Annotated in this window: 16 protein-coding genes and 1 pseudogene; 11 read left to right on the top strand and 6 right to left on the bottom strand. The window is 73.5% G+C overall.

Annotated features, from left to right (window positions below; translation table 11 throughout):
• Window positions 1-357, top strand: a 357-nt coding sequence (locus ACWGKQ_RS09995) for a GvpL/GvpF family gas vesicle protein (protein WP_453291400.1), incomplete at its 5' end; no start/stop codon positions are given.
• A 30-nt stretch (window positions 358-387) separates the two neighbouring features.
• Here the strand turns inward: ACWGKQ_RS09995 and ACWGKQ_RS10000 are convergent.
• The 3 genes from ACWGKQ_RS10000 to ACWGKQ_RS10010 all read right to left on the bottom strand — a co-directional run bounded on the left by ACWGKQ_RS10000 (window position 388) and on the right by ACWGKQ_RS10010 (window position 3052).
• Window positions 388-558 carry a hydrophobic protein gene (locus tag ACWGKQ_RS10000; RefSeq protein ID WP_453291401.1) on the bottom strand — a complete coding sequence of 57 codons (171 nt, stop codon included), beginning with the start codon at window positions 556-558 and terminating at the stop codon, window positions 388-390.
• Between the two features lie 48 nt (window positions 559-606).
• The gene (locus ACWGKQ_RS10005) at window positions 607-1422 is read right to left on the bottom strand and encodes a class I SAM-dependent methyltransferase (protein WP_453291402.1); all 816 of its coding nucleotides are present in this window, start codon (window positions 1420-1422) and stop codon (window positions 607-609) included.
• Between the two features lie 142 nt (window positions 1423-1564).
• The gene (locus tag ACWGKQ_RS10010; RefSeq protein ID WP_453291403.1) at window positions 1565-3052 is read right to left on the bottom strand and encodes a phosphatase PAP2 family protein; all 1488 of its coding nucleotides are present in this window, start codon (window positions 3050-3052) and stop codon (window positions 1565-1567) included.
• Between the two features lie 69 nt (window positions 3053-3121).
• On the opposite strand from ACWGKQ_RS10010, the gene ACWGKQ_RS10015 reads away from it, so the two are divergent.
• The 3 genes from ACWGKQ_RS10015 (at window position 3122) to ACWGKQ_RS10025 (ending at window position 5929) form a co-directional block, all read left to right on the top strand.
• On the top strand, window positions 3122-3769 hold the full coding sequence (locus tag ACWGKQ_RS10015) for a histidine phosphatase family protein (RefSeq protein ID WP_453291404.1): 648 nt from the start codon (window positions 3122-3124) through the stop codon (window positions 3767-3769).
• A gap of 187 nt (window positions 3770-3956) precedes the next feature.
• Window positions 3957-5576, top strand: coding sequence for an ABC-F family ATP-binding cassette domain-containing protein (locus ACWGKQ_RS10020; protein WP_453291405.1), 1620 nt, complete (start codon window positions 3957-3959; stop codon window positions 5574-5576).
• 95 nt (window positions 5577-5671) lie between these two features.
• Window positions 5672-5929, top strand: a complete 258-nt coding sequence (locus ACWGKQ_RS10025) for a DUF6158 family protein (RefSeq protein WP_453291406.1) — start codon at window positions 5672-5674, stop codon at window positions 5927-5929.
• 3 nt (window positions 5930-5932) lie between these two features.
• Here ACWGKQ_RS10025 and ACWGKQ_RS10030 read toward each other — a convergent pair.
• A pseudogene (locus ACWGKQ_RS10030) lies at window positions 5933-6291 on the bottom strand (DJ-1/PfpI family protein); the annotation flags it as partial.
• A 154-nt stretch (window positions 6292-6445) separates the two neighbouring features.
• Between ACWGKQ_RS10030 and ACWGKQ_RS10035 the strand changes: the two are divergent.
• The 3 genes from ACWGKQ_RS10035 (at window position 6446) to ACWGKQ_RS10045 (ending at window position 10024) form a co-directional block, all read left to right on the top strand.
• Window positions 6446-7432 carry a hypothetical protein gene (locus tag ACWGKQ_RS10035; RefSeq protein ID WP_453291407.1) on the top strand — a complete coding sequence of 329 codons (987 nt, stop codon included), beginning with the start codon at window positions 6446-6448 and terminating at the stop codon, window positions 7430-7432.
• Window positions 7433-7607: 175 nt separating this feature from the next.
• Window positions 7608-8912, top strand: coding sequence for an aminotransferase class I/II-fold pyridoxal phosphate-dependent enzyme (locus tag ACWGKQ_RS10040; protein WP_453291408.1), 1305 nt, complete (start codon window positions 7608-7610; stop codon window positions 8910-8912).
• A complete protein-coding gene (locus ACWGKQ_RS10045) occupies window positions 8909-10024 on the top strand; it encodes an MBL fold metallo-hydrolase (protein ID WP_453291409.1) in 1116 nt (371 codons plus the stop codon). The genes ACWGKQ_RS10040 and ACWGKQ_RS10045 overlap by 4 nt, the downstream gene beginning before the upstream one ends.
• Before the next feature lie 41 nt (window positions 10025-10065).
• Here the strand turns inward: ACWGKQ_RS10045 and ACWGKQ_RS10050 are convergent, their stop codons facing one another.
• Both ACWGKQ_RS10050 and ACWGKQ_RS10055 read right to left on the bottom strand, forming a co-directional pair.
• The gene (locus ACWGKQ_RS10050) at window positions 10066-10701 is read right to left on the bottom strand and encodes a DedA family protein (RefSeq protein ID WP_453291546.1); all 636 of its coding nucleotides are present in this window, start codon (window positions 10699-10701) and stop codon (window positions 10066-10068) included.
• A 14-nt stretch (window positions 10702-10715) separates the two neighbouring features.
• Window positions 10716-11489 carry an MBL fold metallo-hydrolase gene (locus tag ACWGKQ_RS10055; protein ID WP_453291410.1) on the bottom strand — a complete coding sequence of 258 codons (774 nt, stop codon included), beginning with the start codon at window positions 11487-11489 and terminating at the stop codon, window positions 10716-10718.
• An 83-nt stretch (window positions 11490-11572) separates the two neighbouring features.
• Between ACWGKQ_RS10055 and ACWGKQ_RS10060 the strand changes: the two genes are divergently transcribed.
• From ACWGKQ_RS10060 to ACWGKQ_RS10075, 4 genes are all read left to right on the top strand, one after another.
• Entirely contained in the window at window positions 11573-12004 is a 432-nt protein-coding gene (locus ACWGKQ_RS10060) for a hypothetical protein (protein ID WP_453291411.1), read from the top strand.
• A gap of 161 nt (window positions 12005-12165) precedes the next feature.
• Window positions 12166-14193: an alkaline phosphatase family protein gene (locus tag ACWGKQ_RS10065; protein WP_453291547.1), complete on the top strand. Its 2028-nt coding sequence runs from the start codon at window positions 12166-12168 to the stop codon at window positions 14191-14193.
• A 159-nt stretch (window positions 14194-14352) separates the two neighbouring features.
• On the top strand, window positions 14353-15414 hold the full coding sequence (locus ACWGKQ_RS10070; protein ID WP_453291412.1) for an ATP-binding protein: 1062 nt from the start codon (window positions 14353-14355) through the stop codon (window positions 15412-15414).
• Window positions 15411-17210, top strand: coding sequence for a vWA domain-containing protein (locus ACWGKQ_RS10075; protein WP_453291413.1), 1800 nt, complete (start codon window positions 15411-15413; stop codon window positions 17208-17210). The genes ACWGKQ_RS10070 and ACWGKQ_RS10075 overlap by 4 nt, the downstream gene beginning before the upstream one ends.
• Window positions 17211-17300: the final 90 nt, after the last annotated feature.

The following is a 17300-nucleotide window of genomic DNA, read 5'->3' on the forward strand; positions in this document are numbered from 1 at the left end:
GGGCTGTGTTTTGTTTATATGAGCCGGGTGGGGGGCGTCCTGGGGACCCCCCCACTCCACCCGGCCGGGCCGCCGCGGGCCGCCGAGGAATTCGCCCGTATTCTGCACGAGCGGCTTTCCGGGCGTGCCGAGGATTCCCGGCTTTCCGGGCTGTCCGCGCAGAAACTCCTCGACGCTGCTTATCTGGTGCCACGCGTGGATTGCGAGGAATTCGTGGAACTGGTCGACCGCACGAAGGGCACGGCACCGGAAATCCGGGTGGAACTCACCGGTCCCTGGGCGGCCTATTCCTTCACCGAGCCGACCGGCGAGCCGGCCACCGAGCCGACGCCGACGGGGCCGGCAGCACGTGGCTGATTCCGGCCCCGTCGACGGGCGCGAGTGGCGTCACCACCTGTACCATCGGCCCCTGCCGCCGCTTCCGGTCGTACCTCGGACCAGGAATCCGAGGAGCCACAGCACGAGCACGACGAGCGCGACCCACCAGAGCAGTTTCACCGCGAATCCGGCACCGAAGAGAATGAGGGCGAGAAGCAGTACCAGCAGAATGGGAACCATAGTGTGAACCTCCTGCAACGCGAGTTTCCCGAAACCCGCGGTTCAGGCTCACTTACGGCAGAGAATTTCTCCGTGCAGTACGGCGAACCAACCGTCCTCCTGCCCCGCCCACTCCCGCCACGCCGCTGAGATCGCCGCCAACTGCTCCGTGGTCGCATGGCCGCCCTCCGTGGCCCGCTCGGCGTAGGACGAGGCGACCGTGCGGTCCCCCCAGAGTCCGCCCCACCAGGCCCGCTCCTGGGCCGTGCTGTACGTCCAGGTGCCGGAGGTGGCCGTGATGTCGGTGAGCCCCGCCGCCAGCGCCCAGGACCTCAGCCGCCGCCCGGCGTCCGGCTCGCCCCCGTTGGCACGGGCCACCCGCCGGTACAGCTCCAGCCAGTCGTCCAGTCCCGGCACCGCCGGGTACCAGGTCATCGCCGCGTAGTCCGCGTCGCGTACGGCGATGAAGCCGCCGGGTTTGGTGACCCGGCGCATCTCGCGCAGCGCCTGCACCGGGTCACCCACGTGCTGGAGCACCTGGTGGGCGTGGACCACGCAGAAGGTGTCGTCCGGGTAGTCCAGCGCGTGCACGTCGGCGACCGCGAAGTCCACGTTCGTCAGCCCGCGCCCGGCGGCGGTCGCCCGGGCCTGGTCCAGGATGCCCGGCGCGTAGTCGACGCCGGTGACATGGCCGTCGGGGACCAGCGCGGCCAGGTCGGCGGTGATGGTGCCCGGGCCGCAGCCGATGTCCAGGATCCGCATATGGGGCTTGAGCGAACCCAGCAGATAGGCGGCCGAGTTGGCGACGGTTCGCGAGTTATGGGAACGGAGCACCGACTCGTGGTGCCCGTGCGTGTAGACGGCGGTCTCCTGTGGCTTCGACATGGCTCAACCCCTTCGCGTCACACCGGCGGACGGGGCCGGACGACCCCGTCCCGCGGTATCCGCAACGCTACGCCCGCATGCCGAATAATGAGACCCGCGTTTCGGGATGTGGACTGACGGATGGTCATGATCGGTAGGCGGGTCAGGGCAGCGGCCGGTACACCGTCAGCGCCTTCGGCAGCTTCTCCACCGTCATCTCGCCCGCCACCTCGGTGACTTCACCGTCGTATGCGAGGGGCGTGCCGGCCGCGATGCCGGTCAGCCGCAGTCGGCGCACCCGCGCCTCCGCGTGGGCCGGGGAGCGGGTGAGCGGGCTCGCGAGGGCCGCCGAGAGCAGGCGGAGCGCGGGATGCCGGCCGCCGTGCACCACACGTACGTCGAGCTGCCCGTCCGCCAGGTCGGTGCGGCGGCCCGGGGCCAGGCCCATCCGGTGGTAGAGGCCGTTGCCCACGAACAGCAGCCACAACGGGTGCGTCTCGCCGCGCAGTTCGACCTTCAGCGGATGCCGGTCCGTGCGCAGCACGCGCAGCGCGGCCAGCACCTCGGCGGGCCAGCCGCCGATCCGGTGCGCCCAGCGCTCCCGCTCCCGGACCAGCTCCGGATAGACGCCCAGGCTCAGCGTGTTGAGGAACACGCCCTCCCGGCCGCCGGAAATGAAGCGGCCGACGTCCACCCGGACCGCCTCGCCCTCGCGCACCGCCCGGCCCAGGCCCCGGCCGTCCTCCACGCTCAGGTCGTAGGCGAAGTGGTTGAGGGTGCCGCCGGGCAGCACCGCGAGCGGCAGCCCGCGGCTCAGGGCGATGCGGGCCGCCGCGTTCACGGTGCCGTCGCCGCCGCACACCCCGAGCGCCCGGGCCCGCACCGCCGCCTTCGCCAACTCGGCCTGCACGTCACCCGGTTCGCACTCCACCAGCTCCGCCTCCGGCAGCTCGTGGCGCAGCACCCGTATCCGGTCCGCGCTGCCGGAGGCCCGGTTGGCCACCACGACCAGACCGGCCCCGCCGGGCAGCGCCGGGGCCTCGGTGCGCGGCCGGGGCGGCGGACCGGTCTGCGCCCGGGTCGGCACCAGCCGCCGTACGGCGAACGCGGCGCCGGCGCCCAGCGCGGCACCCGCGAGCACGTCGCTCGGGAAGTGCACGCCCGTGTAGACCCGGGACATGACGACGGAGAACGCCACCGGCGCCACCACCGCGCCCCACGCCGGGGACTCCAGGGCCACCCCGGTCGCGAAGGCGGCCGCCGACGCGGCGTGCCCGGAGGGGAACGAGGTGGTGATCGGCTGCCGCTTCAGGTGCCGTACCGCGGGCACCGGGTCCAGGAGCGGGCGGGGGCGGCGCACCGAGCGCTTGCCGAGGGTGTTGATGGTCAGCGAGGCCAGGGAGAGGGAGGCCAGACCGCGGGCGGCGGCCCGGCGGGCCCGGGGTGTGCGGGTCGCGGCCACCGCGGCGGCCGCCGCGAACCACAGCACCCCGTGGTTGGCGCTCCGGCTCAGCCGGGGCAGCACCGGCTCGGCGAACGGCCAGTTCCGCTCGGCGGCGATCTCGAACAGCCGGCTGTCGAGGGCGAGGAGCCGGTCGCGCAGGGCGTGCCGGCCGGGCTTCGGGACGGTCAGGTCGAAATCTGGGCTCATGCGGGTGCGGTTACCCTGAAGTGGCACTTTCCTGCCGGCACGCGGTGCGGTCGAGTGAGAGGAACCTGGATGCGCCTGCTCCTCATACGTCACGGGCAGACCCCGACCAACGTCGACTTCCTGCTCGACACCGCCGTACCGGGTCCCGGTCTGACCGCCCTCGGCGAGCAGCAGGCGGCGGCCCTTCCCGGGGCTCTCGCCGACGAGGACATCGAGGCCCTCTACGTCTCCACCCTCACCCGCACCCGGCTCACCGCCGCCCCGCTGGCCGCCGCCCGCGGCCTCGACCCGGTCGTCCGCGACGGCATCCGGGAGGTGTCCGCCGGCGACCTGGAGCTGCTGCCCGGCCACTCCGAGCGGGGCCAGGAGTACATGCGGACCGTGTTCGCCTGGGCGGCCGGGGACACCGCGCTGCGCATGCCCGGCGGGGAGAGCGGGGACGAGGTGCTGGGCCGCTACGACGCCGTGATCGCCGAGGCCGCGGCGAGCGGCGCCGGGACGGTCGCCATGATCAGCCACGGCGCCGCGATCCGCCTCTGGACGTCGGCCCGCGCCGACAACGTCGACGTCCCCTACGCCGCCTCCCGCCCCCTCGAGAACACCGGTGTGGTGATCCTGGAGGGCTCCCCGGCCGACGGCTGGAAGGCGCTGTCCTGGGAGGGGGCGGTGGTGGAGCCGGCGGGGGCGAGCGGGCCTACGGGGGAGCCGGTGGAGTAGGGGGGCCGAGGGATTTCGGGTGCGGGTACGTCGTGGTTGCTCGCGCAGTTCCCCGCGCCCCTGAAGGGGCGCTGCCGTAACGCGCCCCAAAGGGGCGCGGGGAACTGCGCGACCAGCCCCCACCGGCCCGCACCCGGCCAGATAACGGTTTGCCCCAGGTCGGGGGTGCCCCGCAGAATCCCTCACCATGGGACATCTGGAAGCCGCACACCTCGAGTACTACCTCCCCGACGGGAGGGCGCTGCTCGGCGATGTGTCGTTCCGGGTGGGCGAGGGGGCCGCCGTCGCCCTCGTCGGGCCCAACGGCGCCGGCAAGACCACGCTCCTGCGCCTGATCTCCGGCGAGCTGAAGCCGCACGGCGGCACCGTGGCCGTGAGCGGCGGTCTCGGGGTGATGCGCCAGTTCGTGGGCTCCGTACGGGACGAGACGACCGTGCGTGACCTGCTGGTCTCCGTCGCACCGCCCGGGATCCGGCAGGCCGCGCAGGCCGTCGACAAGGCCGAGCACGCCCTCATGACCGTCGACGACGAGGCGGCCCAGCTGCGGTACGCGCAGGCCCTCGCCGACTGGGCCGAGGTGCGCGGGTACGAGCACGAGACGCTCTGGGACATGTGCACCACGGCCGCGCTCGGGGTGCCGTACGAGAAGGCCCAGTGGCGGCAGGTGCGCACCCTCTCCGGCGGCGAGCAGAAGCGGCTGGTGCTGGAGGCGCTGTTCCGGGGCACCGACGAGGTGCTGCTGCTCGACGAGCCGGACAACTACCTCGACGTGCCCGGCAAGCGCTGGCTGGAACAGCAGCTGAAGGACACCCGCAAGACGGTTTTGTTCGTCTCCCACGACCGCGAACTCCTCGCTCGCTCCGCCGAGAAGATCATCTCCGTGGAGCCCTCGCCGACCGGCGCCGACGCCTGGGTGCACGGCGGCGGCTTCGCCACCTACCACGAGGCCCGGCGCGAACGCTTCGCCCGCTTCGAGGAGTTGCGCCGCCGCTGGGACGAGAAGCACGCCCAGCTGAAGAAGCTGGTGCTGAACCTCCGCCAGGCCGCCTCGATCTCCCATGAACTGGCGTCCCGGTACGCGGCCGCCCAGACCCGGCTGCGCAAGTTCGAGGAGGCCGGCCCGCCGCCCGAGCCGCCGCGCGAGCAGGACATCAGGATGCGCATCAAGGGCGGCCGCACCGGCGTACGCGCCGTCACCTGCGCGCAGCTCGAACTCACCGGCCTGATGAAGCCGTTCGACCTGGAGGTCTTCTACGGCGAGCGGGTCGCCGTCCTCGGCTCCAACGGCTCCGGCAAGTCGCACTTCCTGCGGCTGCTGGCCGGCGAGGACGTGGCGCACACGGGGCAGTGGAAGCTGGGCGCGCGGGTGGTGCCCGGGCACTTCGCCCAGACCCACGCGCACCCCGAACTGGAGGGCCGCACCCTGCTGGACATCCTGTGGACGGAGCACTCCCAGGACCGTGGCGCGGCGATGTCCCGGCTGCGCCGCTACGAACTCACCCAGCAGTCCGAACAGAACTTCGATCGGCTGTCGGGCGGCCAGCAGGCCCGGTTCCAGATCCTCCTGCTGGAGCTACAGGGTGTAACGGCACTGCTCCTGGACGAGCCGACGGACAACCTCGACCTGGAGTCCGCCGAGGCTCTCCAGGAGGGTCTGGAGGCGTTCGACGGAACGGTGCTCGCCGTCACCCACGACCGCTGGTTCGCCCGCTCCTTCGACCGCTACCTGGTCTTCGGCAGCGACGGCCGGGTCCGTGAGACCCCGGAGCCGGTGTGGGACGAGCGCCGGGTGGAGCGGGCGCGGTAGGCAGGCGCGGTAGAGAGGCCCGCCCGCCCGGATGTTCGTACAGTGGAGGCAGGAATCCGGACCGCCGGGACCCACACGACGAGCGGGGTACCACCATGACCGGAGTCGACCCCAGCCGGCTGGACGACCAGCAGCTCATGAAGGAGCTGGAGAACATCCACCGGACGCGCCACGACACCCTGCTGTACGGCTCGAACGACGCGCTGCGGGCCCACAACGAGCGCATGGCGCAGCTGGAGGGCGAGTACCTGCGACGCAATCCGCGCCGTCGCGTCGCCTCCGGCCGCACCCGCGAGGGTGCCCGCGAGCGGAACTGCGCCGAGACCGCGACCCCGGGCGCCTCCGCGGGCTGAGCCTCAGACCGCCGCCCCGGACTCGGCGAAGACGTCGAGGAAGGCCGCGCAGAACGCCTTGAGATCGTCCGGCCTACGACTGGTGACCAGCTTGTTCGGGCCGCCGTCGCAGACCTTGACCTGCTCGTCGACCCAGGTGCCGCCCGCGTTGTGGATGTCGAGCCCCTCACGGACGCGACGGCCTTCCCGTCCATCCGCAGGAAGTCCGGATGGGCGACCCCGCCCGGCAGCACGAGCGCCCCGAACGAGTCCGCCGACGTCTCGCCGACCACCTCGTCCACCGGAAAGGTCTCCGCCTTGTCCAGGTGATCGAAAGCCTGGATCCGCCCCGGCTCCGTCGACCCCAGCACCGGCTCGTGCCCGACACGCCGGAACCGGCGCGTGCTGTCACCCGAAAGGGGGCGCGTGTCCCGCGAATGGGGTCCGGCCGCGCGCGGTGCGGCGTGCGGCGGGCTGTGATGGCTGCGGGGGTACGGGCCCCGTGCCTCCGAGTCGTCCGTGCAAGGAGCTCCTCCCATGCGCCGCACCGTTCGCACCCTGTCCGTCGCCGTCCTGGCGGGTGCCGCGTTCGGCGCCACCGGTACGGCCGTCGCGGCCACCGGCCCCGCCGCCGAGGTCAGCCCCGGCAGCGCCCGTCCCGGCACCACCGTCGTCGTCTCCGTGACCTGCGAGAAGGCCGGCGGCGCGGGGAGCGGGCAGGCGCCCTCGGCCATCGACGCCACGTCGTCGGCGTTCGCCGGGCGCACCGTGCGGCTGGCCAGGGTCGAGCAGGGCGGCGGGCTCCTCTACCGGGGCACAGCGCAGGTCGTCTCCGGGGACAGGACGGCGAACTACGCGGAGGGGGACGGGGCGGCGGGAGACGCGCTCGGGGGCACGGCGGGCGCCGGGCACGACGGCACCCGCACCGTCGACGGGACCTGCCCGGCGGCGAGCGGAGCACAGGCACGGCCTTGGAGCGCGCACCTCGCGGTCGCCCCGGCCGACGGCGGCACGGCTTCCGTGGGAGACGGCGGCACGGTGTTCCAGGGCGGCGGGGGAACAGCTCCTGACGGGGACGCCGGGGTGATCACCGGCGGGGACGACGGATTGACCTCGCGCGGGGACGACGGCATGTTCGGCCACGGCGACGAGGGCACGGACCCGGCCCCTCACGGTGACGAGGGCACCGCGGCTCGCGGGGACGACGGAACGGCCTCCCGGGGCGACGACGGAACGGCCTCCCGCGGGGACGGTGACGTTCCCCGAGGGAACGGTGAGCGGCCCCCCTGTTCAGGGGGACAGCAGTCGTGCGGTGGCGGCGACGACCGGCAGGAGTGCGGCGGGGCGCGCGGCGGTGACGGCTCGTGTGCCGTGGCGGGTGTGCAGCACGGGGTGGAGGCAGGGGACGGGGGCACCTACAACACGTCCGTACCGGCGCTGGTCGCGGGCGCGATGCTGATCGCGGCCGCCTGCTGCGGCGCCGTGTACCGGCTGTGGGGCAGGCGGTTCGGCGCGGGCGGGTGACCGGGCCGGCACCGGGTACCCCGGAGCGACCACTCCGGCACCGTACACACGACCCGGCACCGTACACACGACCCGGCGCCGTACCCATACCCGGCACCGTACGCACGACCCGACGGCGGAGCACGGCCCGGACCGGACAGCACACGGCACCACGGACTGCGCGGAGGCGGACGACATGCGGCGGACGGATCCCGCGGGCCACGGACCGGCGAGCGGCGCCACCCCGGAGGAGAGCGCAACGGCGTCGCCCGAAGGCCACGGGCCCGTCCGCTACGGGCCACCCCTGCCCGACGACGGGCTGCCCGTGCTGCCCGAGCTCGCCGCCGCACTGGCCGCCGCCGCGGACCGGGGCGCGGAGGAGCCCGTCGGCGGCGGACCGGCGCTGCTGGACGCGGCCTGCGGCTACTGGGAACGCCGCGGCCTGCCCGTCCCGCCCGGCCGGGTGACCGCAGGCCCCGGCGCCCCCGCCCTGCTGCTGGCGCTCACCGCCGCGCTCGGCGGCGACATCCTGGTGCCGCGTCCCTGCGCCGCCTGGTGGGCGCCGTACGCCAGAGTCCTCGGCCGGCCCGTCTTCCACGTGGCCACCCCCGCCGAGTCCGGAGGCGCGCCCGACCCGTACGCGCTGCTGGAGACCGTGCGCCGGATCCGGGACGAGGGCGGCGACCCCCGGCTGCTCGTGCTTTCCGTCGCCGACGACCCCACCGCCACCGTCGCCCCGCCCGAACTGCTGCACGAGACCGTGGAGGCCGCGACCGCCGCGGGTCTGCACCTGGTCAGCGACGAGACCTGGCGCGACACCCTGCACGCCCCCGACGCCACCGTGCTGCTCAGCCCCGCCGAGATGCTCCCGGACCGGGTCACCGTCGTCACCGACCTGGCCGGTGCCCTGCTGCCGGCCGGCTGGCCCGCCGCCGTCGCCCGGTTCCCGGAGGGCGCCACCGGCACGGCCCTGCACGCACGCGTGCTCGACATCCTCACGGCGCTGGGCGCCCGCCTCGCCGGACCGGTCGCGGCCGCCGCGGGCCACGCGCTCGACGAACCCGCACCCGTCACCGCCCGCCGGGAGGCCGTCGTACGGCTGCACGCGCGCGTGGCCGCCGCCGTGCACACCGCGGTCGTCGCCGGCGGCGCCCTGGCCCGGCCCCCGCAGGCCGGCCGTCACCTGTACGCCGACCTAGAGCCGCTGCGCGCCGCGCTCGGCGCCCACGGGGTCGGCGACGCGCAGGAGTTGGAGGACTTCCTCACCGCCCGGCTCGGCCTGCCCGCACCCGGCGGCCACCGCTTCGGCGACGACCTCGGCGCGCTGCGCGTCCGGTTCGCCACCGGGTCGCTGCTGGGCGGCACCGACGCGGAACGCCTGGAATGCCTCACGTCACCCACACCGTTGGAACTGCCACACGTGCAACGCGCGTTGATGTCCTTGAGATCGGTACTCGACGATCTCCGCGACGACGTTCAGCGATGGGAGCCTCCTCGATGACGCAGCAGACGCATGAGCCAGGACCCGCGACGACGACTGCCCCCACGACGCCTGCCCCCACGACGCCTGCCCTCACGACGCCTGCTACGACGACCGGAGAAGCCGGTACCCGGGCCTCCGCGCCGCCGTTCCCGCCGCTCGCCGAACCCCGTCCGCTGGGCGAACTCCGGGTCTGGCCGCGGACCTTCCACGACCGCCTGACCGCCCCGCTGCCCGGCCTCAAGGCGATGGCCCGCTTCGCCCGCGAGGGCTCCGTCCGCCCCGGCCGCGAGGGCCTCGCCGACGTCCGCCGGCTGCCCTACGAACCCGGCCCGTTGCCCCGCGCGGACGTCGACACGGTCTCCGTCACCTGGGCGGGACACGCCAGTTGGGTCGTCCGGATCGGCGGTCTGACCGTCCTCACCGACCCGGTCTGGTCCCGCCGTATCCTCGGCACCCCCGCCCGCGTCACTCCGGTCGGCGTCCCCTGGGAGACCCTGCCGCGCGTCGACGCGGTCGTCATCAGCCACAACCACTACGACCACCTGGACGCCCCCACCCTGCGCCGTCTCCCGCGCGACACCCCGGTGTTCGTGCCGGCCGGCCTCGGCCGCTGGTTCCGGCGCCGCCGGTTCACCACCGTCACCGAGCTGGACTGGTGGGAGGCGGCGCGACTGTCCGGGGTCCGCTTCGACTTCGTCCCCGCCCACCACTGGTCCAAGCGCACCCTCACCGACGCCTGCCACAGCCTCTGGGGCGGCTGGGTCCTGACCGCGCCCGACGGCGGACGCGTCTACTTCGCCGGCGACACGGGCTACGGCCACTGGTTCTCCCGCATCGGCCGCCGCTACCCGGGTATCGACGTCGCCCTGATACCCATCGGCGCCTACGACCCCCGCTGGTGGCTCAGCGACGTCCACCTCGACCCGGAGGAGGCGGTCCGGGCGACCCAGGACCTGGGCGCGAGGCGGATGGCCCCCATGCACTGGGGGACCTTCATTCTTTCCGCGGAGCCGGTCCTCGAGCCGCTGACGCGGGTACGGGCGGCATGGGAGAAGGCGGGACTGGACCGGGAGGACCTTTGGGACCTGCCGGTGGGCGCTTCAAAGGTGCTGGAGTGGAGCGCCCCGTAAGGGGCGCGGGAACTGCGCGACCAGCCCCCACTCACCCGCAGTCAGCCACGCACCGCACCACCCCGAACCCTGCGCACCACACTCGGCGCCACACTGATGACCACGGTCAGCCCCACCGCCGCCACCACCCCCTCCCACGGCTCCGGAAACAACGACCCGCCCAGAATCCCGATCACCTGATACGTCACCGCCCACGCCAGACAGGCCGGCGCATTCCCCCGTGCGAACCGCCGCAACGGCCAGTCGGCCAGCAGACAGGCCAGCATCACCGGGATGCGCCCGGCCGGCACCAGCCGGGACAACACCAGCACGGCAACCCCATGCTCGGCCAGCTTCCCTTGCGCCTGCGACAACCGCTCCTCCGGCGCCCGCGCCCGGATCGCCGCCAGCCACCGCGACCCGTTCTTCGACCGCAGCCCCCGCCGCCCCAGCCAGTACAGCGCCGCATCCCCCAGGAACGCCGCCAGCGACGCCGTCACGAACACCAGCGCCAGCGCGAACGGCGCCGTCTGATGGAACGCCACCACCGCCGCCGAACTCACCAGCGCCCCCGTCGGCACCACCGGCACCAACGCCCCGATCAGCACCAGCAGGAACAGCGTCGGATACCCGATCGCCTGCTGCGTGGACTCGGTAGAGGTGGAGGTCGCCGCCGTGGAGCCGGCGGCGGCCGCCATGACCACCAGCAGTCTCACCGTGCGACCTCCAGCCGCACGCTCTCCCCGTGACCGAGCCGGTGCACCGCCACCTGCGGCGCGTACTCGGCGGCGAGGCGCACGAACTCCTCGCCCGGCGCATGGAATTCGTGCGGGCGCACCGCGTCCATGCCGATCGGCCAGTACGTCCCGTAGTGCACCGGCACCGCACTGCGCGGCGACAGCAGCGCCAGCGCCCGCGCCGCCCGGCCCGCGTCCAGATGGCCCTCGCCGAGGTGCGGCCCCCACCCGCCGACCGGCAGCAGGGCCACGTCCACCGGCCCGACCGCCTCGGCCATCTCGTCGAACAGCCCGGTGTCCCCGGCGAAGTACGTCCGTGCCGCGCCCTCGACGACGTATCCGAGCGCGGGGGAGCGGTGCGGACCGACCGGCAGCCGGCGGCCGTCGTGGCGCGCGGGTACGGCCCGTACGACGAGGGGGCCGACGGCTATCTCGTCCCCCACTCCCACCTCGGTGATCCGCAGCTGACGGAGCCTGCGGAGCGCGGGCACCGCCCGTGGTGCGCCCCGGGGCACGAGCAGGCGCGTGCCCGGGGCGAGCCCGGCGAGCGAGGGGACGTGCAGATGGTCCGCGTGCAGGTGGGAGACGAGTACGAGGTCCGCGCGGCGGGCCTCGGACGGCGGCGGGGCACCCCGGCGGCGCCGCAGATGCGCGAGCCGGCGCGCGAACAGCGGATCGGTGAGCACACGTACGCCCGAATCCTCGATCGTGCAGGTGGCGTGACCCCACCAGGTGATCTCCACCGGCACTTCTTTGCCTCCTTCGCGCGACTCCCCGAAGCGTACGTGCAGGAGTAGGGTCGGCGGCGAAACCCGGAGGTGAGGGGGACGCCATGGGACAGGTGCGGGGTGCCTCCGTCGGGCTCGTGCCGCTGCGGGTGACCGCGATCGCGAGTCTGACGCCCCTGGAGGAGCTGGAGATCGACCCCTTCCTGGTCGACTCGCGCAGCCAGCACGCGATGTGCGCGCGCTGGGCGGTGGAACACGGATACGTCATCGCCCGCGAACTCCTGGTCCGCGGCCTGCGCCACGACCACAGCGCCCTGTGGGCGGGCGTCCGGCCCGGCCTCGACGTCTTCGTCGCTCCGAGCAGACGGGTCCTGGAGAGCGCGCTCTCGTCGGTCGAGGACTTCATGGCGGAGTGCGCCAGACGCGGGGTCCGGGTGGAGACCGTGGGCCGCGCCGAACCCCGCTACGACGCCCGGATGAAGGCCATGGTCCACCGCCGCCTGTCGATGCCGACGGCGGGCTACGACGGCAGGTAGGCCCCCTGTCCCCGCGCTGATCGGCGCTCATGCGTATCCGACGCACAGCCGTGTGACAGTGTGGGCGGCGGCAGACCCGCGGCCGGCGCGGGTCGCGGACGTGAGGTCGGTGGGGCGTGCGGTGGCGGCGGGTCGTCAGTCAGGTCGGGCGGAGCATCACGGTGTGGGCGGTGTCCACCGTCACCATGCTGGTCCTCGCCGGCCTCCTGCCCGACTTCCAGCTCCAGTCCCCCGACGGTGACAGCGCCACTCGGATCGCCATGACCGCCGCCCTCGGCGCGGGCGCCTTCGGTGTGCTCTCGGCCGTCGTCTGGCCCCTCCTGGTACGGCTCCTGCTGCTCGTGCCCGCCCTCGTCCTCGGCCTGCTCGTCTTCTTCCTCAACGGCTCCCTCCTCCTCGTCGCCCTGCGCATCAACCCCTCCGGGCAGAGCGAGGCCGCGCCGGAGACCGCTGTGATCGTGGCCGCCGTGATGTCCGCCGTCGCCTCCGCCACCGGCGGTGCCCTCGCCGTCCGCGACGACGACGCCTACCGCCGCCGGCTCTCCCGCCTCGCCACCCGCCGCCGCAGATCCCACCCGCCCTGCCGGGCCACCCCAGGCACCGTCTTCCTCCAGCTCGACGGCGTCGGCCACGACGTCCTGACCGCCGCCGTCGCCAAGGGCCTGATGCCGACCGTCGCCGGCTGGCTGGGCGCGGCGGAAGCGCAGCCCACCGGCCGGCCCACGCACCGGCTCACCCCCTGGCGCACCGACTGGTCCAGCCAGACCGGCGCCAGCCAGCTCGGCATCCTGCACGGCTCCAATTTCGACGTCCCCGCCTTCCGCTGGTACGAGAAGGACAGCCGCGAGGTGATGGTCTGCAACCGGCCGACCAGCGCCGCCGAGCTCCAGCGCCGGGCGATCGAGCGCACCGCCGACGGGGGGCTGCTCACCCTGGACGGCGCCAGCCGCGGCAACCTCTTCAGCGGCGGCGCCGACGAACAGGCCCTGGTCCTGTCGATAGCCACCCGCCGCCGGGGCCGGGAGAACCGTTCCCGCGCCGGTTACTTCGCGTACTTCGCGGACCCCGCCAACGCCGTCCGTACCGCACTCTCCTTCTTCGCCGAGGTCGCCCGCGAGATCGGCCAGTCCACCACGGCCCGGCTCCGCAAGCAGCGCCCGCGCGTCAAACGAGGCGGCCTCTACCCCTTCGTCCGTGCCTTCGCGACCGTCGTCGAACGGGACGTCGTCGTCGCCGCGGTCATCGGCGACCTGCTCGTCGGCCGCAGCGCCGTCTACGCCGACCTGGTCGCCTACGACGAGGTCGCCCACCACTCCGGCCCGCACAGCCGTGACGCCGAGAAGGTGCTGCAACGCCTGGACCGTGCCCTCGCGCTGATCGAGAAGGTCGCCGAACACGCCCCCCGGCAGTACCGGATCGTCGTCCTCTCCGACCACGGCCAGAGCCCCGGCGAGACCTTCCACACCCGCTACGGCCTCACCCTCGGCGATCTGGTCCGGGCCGGCTGCGGACTGCCCGTGCCGCGTCGCGCCGAGCGCACGCACAGCGGTACGGAGGCGCGGGCCGCCGTCCGCGCGGCGCTGCGCAGGCCGGTCGAGGAGCGGGGCGAGAAGCACCGGCCGGCCCGGCGCTCGGAGCCGATCGTGCTCGCCTCCGGCAACCTCGGCCTGATCTCCTTCCCGGACGTGCCGCACCGCATGACCAAGGAGGAGCTGGACGCCCGCCATCCGGCGCTGCTCACCACCCTCGCCAACCATCCCGGCATCGGGTTCCTGCTCGTCCGCAGCGAGGAGCACGGCGGGGTGGTGCTCGGCGCGTACGGCGCGGAGATCCCGCTCGACCGGCTCGACGGCCCTGCGGGGCCGCTGGCCGTGTTCGGGGCGGGCGCCGCCGATGCCGTGCGGCGGACGCACTCCTTTCCGCACACCGCCGACATCATGGTGAACTCGTGGTACGACCCGGAGAGCGGCGAGGTGCTCGCGTTCGAGGAGCAGATCGGGTCGCACGGGGGGTTGGGGGGTGCGCAGGGGCGGCCGTTCCTGTTGTCGCCGGTCGACCTCTCCGCGCCGGTCGAGAGCGGTCAGGACCTCGTCGGGGCTGAGGCTGTGCATCGGGTGCTGCGGCGGTGGGTTCGGGAGGCGGATGGGCCGCAGGTTCCCTTGTCTGCGGAGGGGGAGAGGGCCGCGTAGTCGGTTGGGTGCGGGTGGGTGGGGGCTGGTCGCGCAGTTCCCCGCGCCCCTGAAGGGGCGCTGCAGGCGAGGCTCCTGGAAATTCAGCTGCGTTCGTCGTGGCCCCGGCTCACACTGTTCGGGTCGCAAGCCTCTCGAACACCCCCAAGGAGCAGCCTCTTGCAGGCAGCCGTATCCGTCACCCCCTCCCGCATACCCGAACTCCTCCTCGGGCTCGCCACCGTGCGGCCCGTGTTCATCTGGGGGGCGCCCGGGATCGGGAAGTCCTCGCTGGTGCGGGAGTTCGCCGAGTCGCTCGGGTTGGAGTGCGTGAGTCTGCTCGGGACCCAGCTCGCTCCCGAGGATCTCATCGGTGTTCCGCAGATCCGGGACGGGCGGTCCGTCTTCTGTCCGCCCGAGTCGATCGCCCGGGACGAGCCGTACTGCCTGTTCCTGGACGAGCTGAACGCGGCCACGCCCGATGTGCAGAAGGCGTTCTACTCGCTGATCCTCGACCGGCGCATCGGCAACTACGAGCTGCCCAAGGGGTCGATCGTGATCGGCGCCGGCAACCGGGCCACCGACAACGCCCTCGCCCGGCCCATCGCCTCCGCGCTCGTCAACCGGCTGGCCCACGTCCATCTGGAGGCCTCCGCGCACGACTGGCTCGCCTGGGCCGCGAGCAACGGAATCCACCCGTGGATCCTGGACCACCTCACCGACCGGCCCGACCACCTGTGGTCCAAGCCGCCGAAGACCGAGGAGCCGTTCTCCACCCCGCGCTCCTGGCACATGCTCTCCGACGCCCTGCACTCCTTCGGGCACGACCTGGACGAGGAGACGCTGAAGGTCCTCGCGCACGGCACGCTGACACCCGCCCACGCCACCGCCTTCTGCGGATACGTCAAGATCGTGCGCAGCCGGTTCGGGATCGAGGCGATCCTGAAGGGGGACGCAGGCTGGCCGCCCCGCATCGAGGACCGCGACCTGCTGTACTACCTCGCCGAGTCGTTCCGGGGGCGGCTGGTCAAGGAACTGCCCGCCGACAAGGAGCACATGTCGGCGAACGGCCGGCAGACCGCGTACCGCGCCAAGTCGCTGCTGGTGCAGCTCGCCGAGATCTCCGTCGAGGTCGCTCAGACCGTCATCGCCTCCGACGCCGACGGCAACCCGGTCCTGCCCGCCTGGTTCCTGATCGAGGCGGCCCGGGACATGCCCCGGCTGGTGGAGGCCCGGCGATGAGCCGGGCCGCCGCCCCTCGCAAGAAGCAGGACCCCGCCGCCGAGAACTTCGCGGCCGGTGTCGAGCTGTTGCGTGCCAACCCCGCGCTGCGGGCGGTGGAGTTCACGATCTGCCGGCACGAGAAGTGTGAACTCGCGCCCCGGGAGGGGCTGGTGCGTGCGGACTCCGACGGGGTGCTGCACGCGCACGCCACTCGGCGGGCCGAACCCGCCGAGTGGGCCTGGGCGTTGGCGCACTGCACCATCCATCTCGGCTTCGGCCATCTCCCGGCCGCCACCGGGCCGCGCACCCAGCCCGATCGCTACGACCTCGCCGCCCGCTGCACCGTCGTCAACCGCTTCCTGCAGACCTTCCCGGTCGGCGAAGCCCCCGACCACCTGCCCGCCTCCTATCCGGAGGGCGACGAGGAACGGCTCGCCGCCGGCTGGCGCCGGACCGGCGGTGTCCCGGCCGCGTACGAACGCGGCGGGACGAGCGGCGGGGAGCCCGACCAGCTCCTGCTCTCCTGGAACCAGTGGGCCGGTCAGGTCCCCGACTGGCAGGTGGGGTTCGCGCACGCGCTGACCCGCACCATGTCCCGGGCGATGGACCTGGCCGGCGGCCGCCGCACCTCCATGTCGGGCCCGCCCACCCCGCTGCGCCCCTGGGAAAAGGCGCTGAGCTGGTTCATCTCCTCCTACCCGCTGCTCGGCGGCATCGCGGCCGGCATCAAACTGGTCGCCGACGCCGAACTGGCCCGCGCCCACGACATCGCGGTCGCCGCCGTCGACCCCGAGGCCGGCGAGATCTACGTCAACCCGCTGCGGACGATGGACGACGAGGAGTGGCGGTTCGTCCTCGCCCACGAGATGCTGCACGCCGCCCTGCGCCACGGCGACCGCCTCGGCGCCCGCGACCCCTACCTCTTCAACATCGCCTGCGACTACGTCATCAACGGCTGGCTGGTCGAGATGCGCGTCGGTGAGATGCCCGAAGGGCTGCTGTACGACGCCGAGTTGAAGGGCCTGTCGGCCGAGGAGGTGTACGACCGGATCGCCGTCGACCTGAGGCGGATGCGGCGGCTCGCCACGCTGCGCGGCAAGGGGCGCGGTGACGTGCTGGGCGCGCCGATCAGGCCGCCCGGTGCCTACGTCGACCTCGACGAGTTCTACCGCCGGGGACTGTCCCAGGGGCTCGACCTGCACCAGACGCAGGACCGGGGCCTGCTGCCCGGTGGCCTGGTCGAGGAGATCCGCGCGCTCAGCCATCCGCCGCTGCCCTGGGACGCCCGGCTGGCCCGCTGGTTCGACGAGTTCGTGCCGCGCCCGGAGGCCGTACGGTCGTACGCCCGCCCCTCGCGCCGGCAGTCCTCCACCCCGGACATCCCGCGCGCCGGCCGGTACTTCCCGCCCGAGGAGGTCGCCCGCTGCACCTTCGGCGTGGTCCTCGACACCTCCGGCTCCATGGACCGCACCCTGCTCGGCAAGGCCCTCGGCGCGATCGCCTCCTACGCCGAGGCCCGGGACGTACCGGCCGCACGCGTCGTCTTCTGCGACGCGGCCCCGCACGACGCCGGCTACCTTCCGACCACCGAGATCGCCGGCCGGGTCCGGGTGCACGGCCGCGGCGGCACCGTCCTCCAGCCCGGCATCGACCTCCTGCAGCGCGCGGACGACTTCCCGCCCACCGCCCCGGTCCTGGTGATCACCGACGGCTGGTGCGACGTCCTGCGGGTCCGCAGGGAGCACGCCTATCTGATTCCCGAGGGCGCCCGCCTGCCCTTCAGTGCAAGGGGGCCTGTCTTCCGGGTGCGGTGAGTTCGGAGGGCCAGTCTTCCGGGTGCGCTGAGCCCGGATGTGATCGGATGGGGGCAAGCGAACCGGTTCATTCGCCTTCATCGCCGAAAG

The organism is Streptomyces sp. NPDC054770 (assembly GCF_053611985.1).

What these genes read in the sequence shown, in the direction of transcription:
- ACWGKQ_RS10000 (WP_453291401.1), bottom strand. Translation starts at nt 558, where the DNA reads ATGGTTCCCATTCTGCTGGTACTGCTTCTCGCCCTCATTCTCTTCGGT.
- ACWGKQ_RS10005 (WP_453291402.1), bottom strand. Translation starts at nt 1,422, where the DNA reads ATGTCGAAGCCACAGGAGACCGCCGTCTACACGCACGGGCACCACGAG.
- ACWGKQ_RS10010 (WP_453291403.1), bottom strand. Translation starts at nt 3,052, where the DNA reads ATGAGCCCAGATTTCGACCTGACCGTCCCGAAGCCCGGCCGGCACGCC.
- ACWGKQ_RS10015 (WP_453291404.1), top strand. Translation starts at nt 3,122, where the DNA reads ATGCGCCTGCTCCTCATACGTCACGGGCAGACCCCGACCAACGTCGAC.
- ACWGKQ_RS10020 (WP_453291405.1), top strand. Translation starts at nt 3,957, where the DNA reads ATGGGACATCTGGAAGCCGCACACCTCGAGTACTACCTCCCCGACGGG.
- ACWGKQ_RS10025 (WP_453291406.1), top strand. Translation starts at nt 5,672, where the DNA reads ATGACCGGAGTCGACCCCAGCCGGCTGGACGACCAGCAGCTCATGAAG.
- ACWGKQ_RS10035 (WP_453291407.1), top strand. Translation starts at nt 6,446, where the DNA reads ATGCGCCGCACCGTTCGCACCCTGTCCGTCGCCGTCCTGGCGGGTGCC.
- ACWGKQ_RS10040 (WP_453291408.1), top strand. Translation starts at nt 7,608, where the DNA reads ATGCGGCGGACGGATCCCGCGGGCCACGGACCGGCGAGCGGCGCCACC.
- ACWGKQ_RS10045 (WP_453291409.1), top strand. Translation starts at nt 8,909, where the DNA reads ATGACGCAGCAGACGCATGAGCCAGGACCCGCGACGACGACTGCCCCC.
- ACWGKQ_RS10050 (WP_453291546.1), bottom strand. Translation starts at nt 10,701, where the DNA reads ATGGCGGCCGCCGCCGGCTCCACGGCGGCGACCTCCACCTCTACCGAG.
- ACWGKQ_RS10060 (WP_453291411.1), top strand. Translation starts at nt 11,573, where the DNA reads ATGGGACAGGTGCGGGGTGCCTCCGTCGGGCTCGTGCCGCTGCGGGTG.
- ACWGKQ_RS10075 (WP_453291413.1), top strand. Translation starts at nt 15,411, where the DNA reads ATGAGCCGGGCCGCCGCCCCTCGCAAGAAGCAGGACCCCGCCGCCGAG.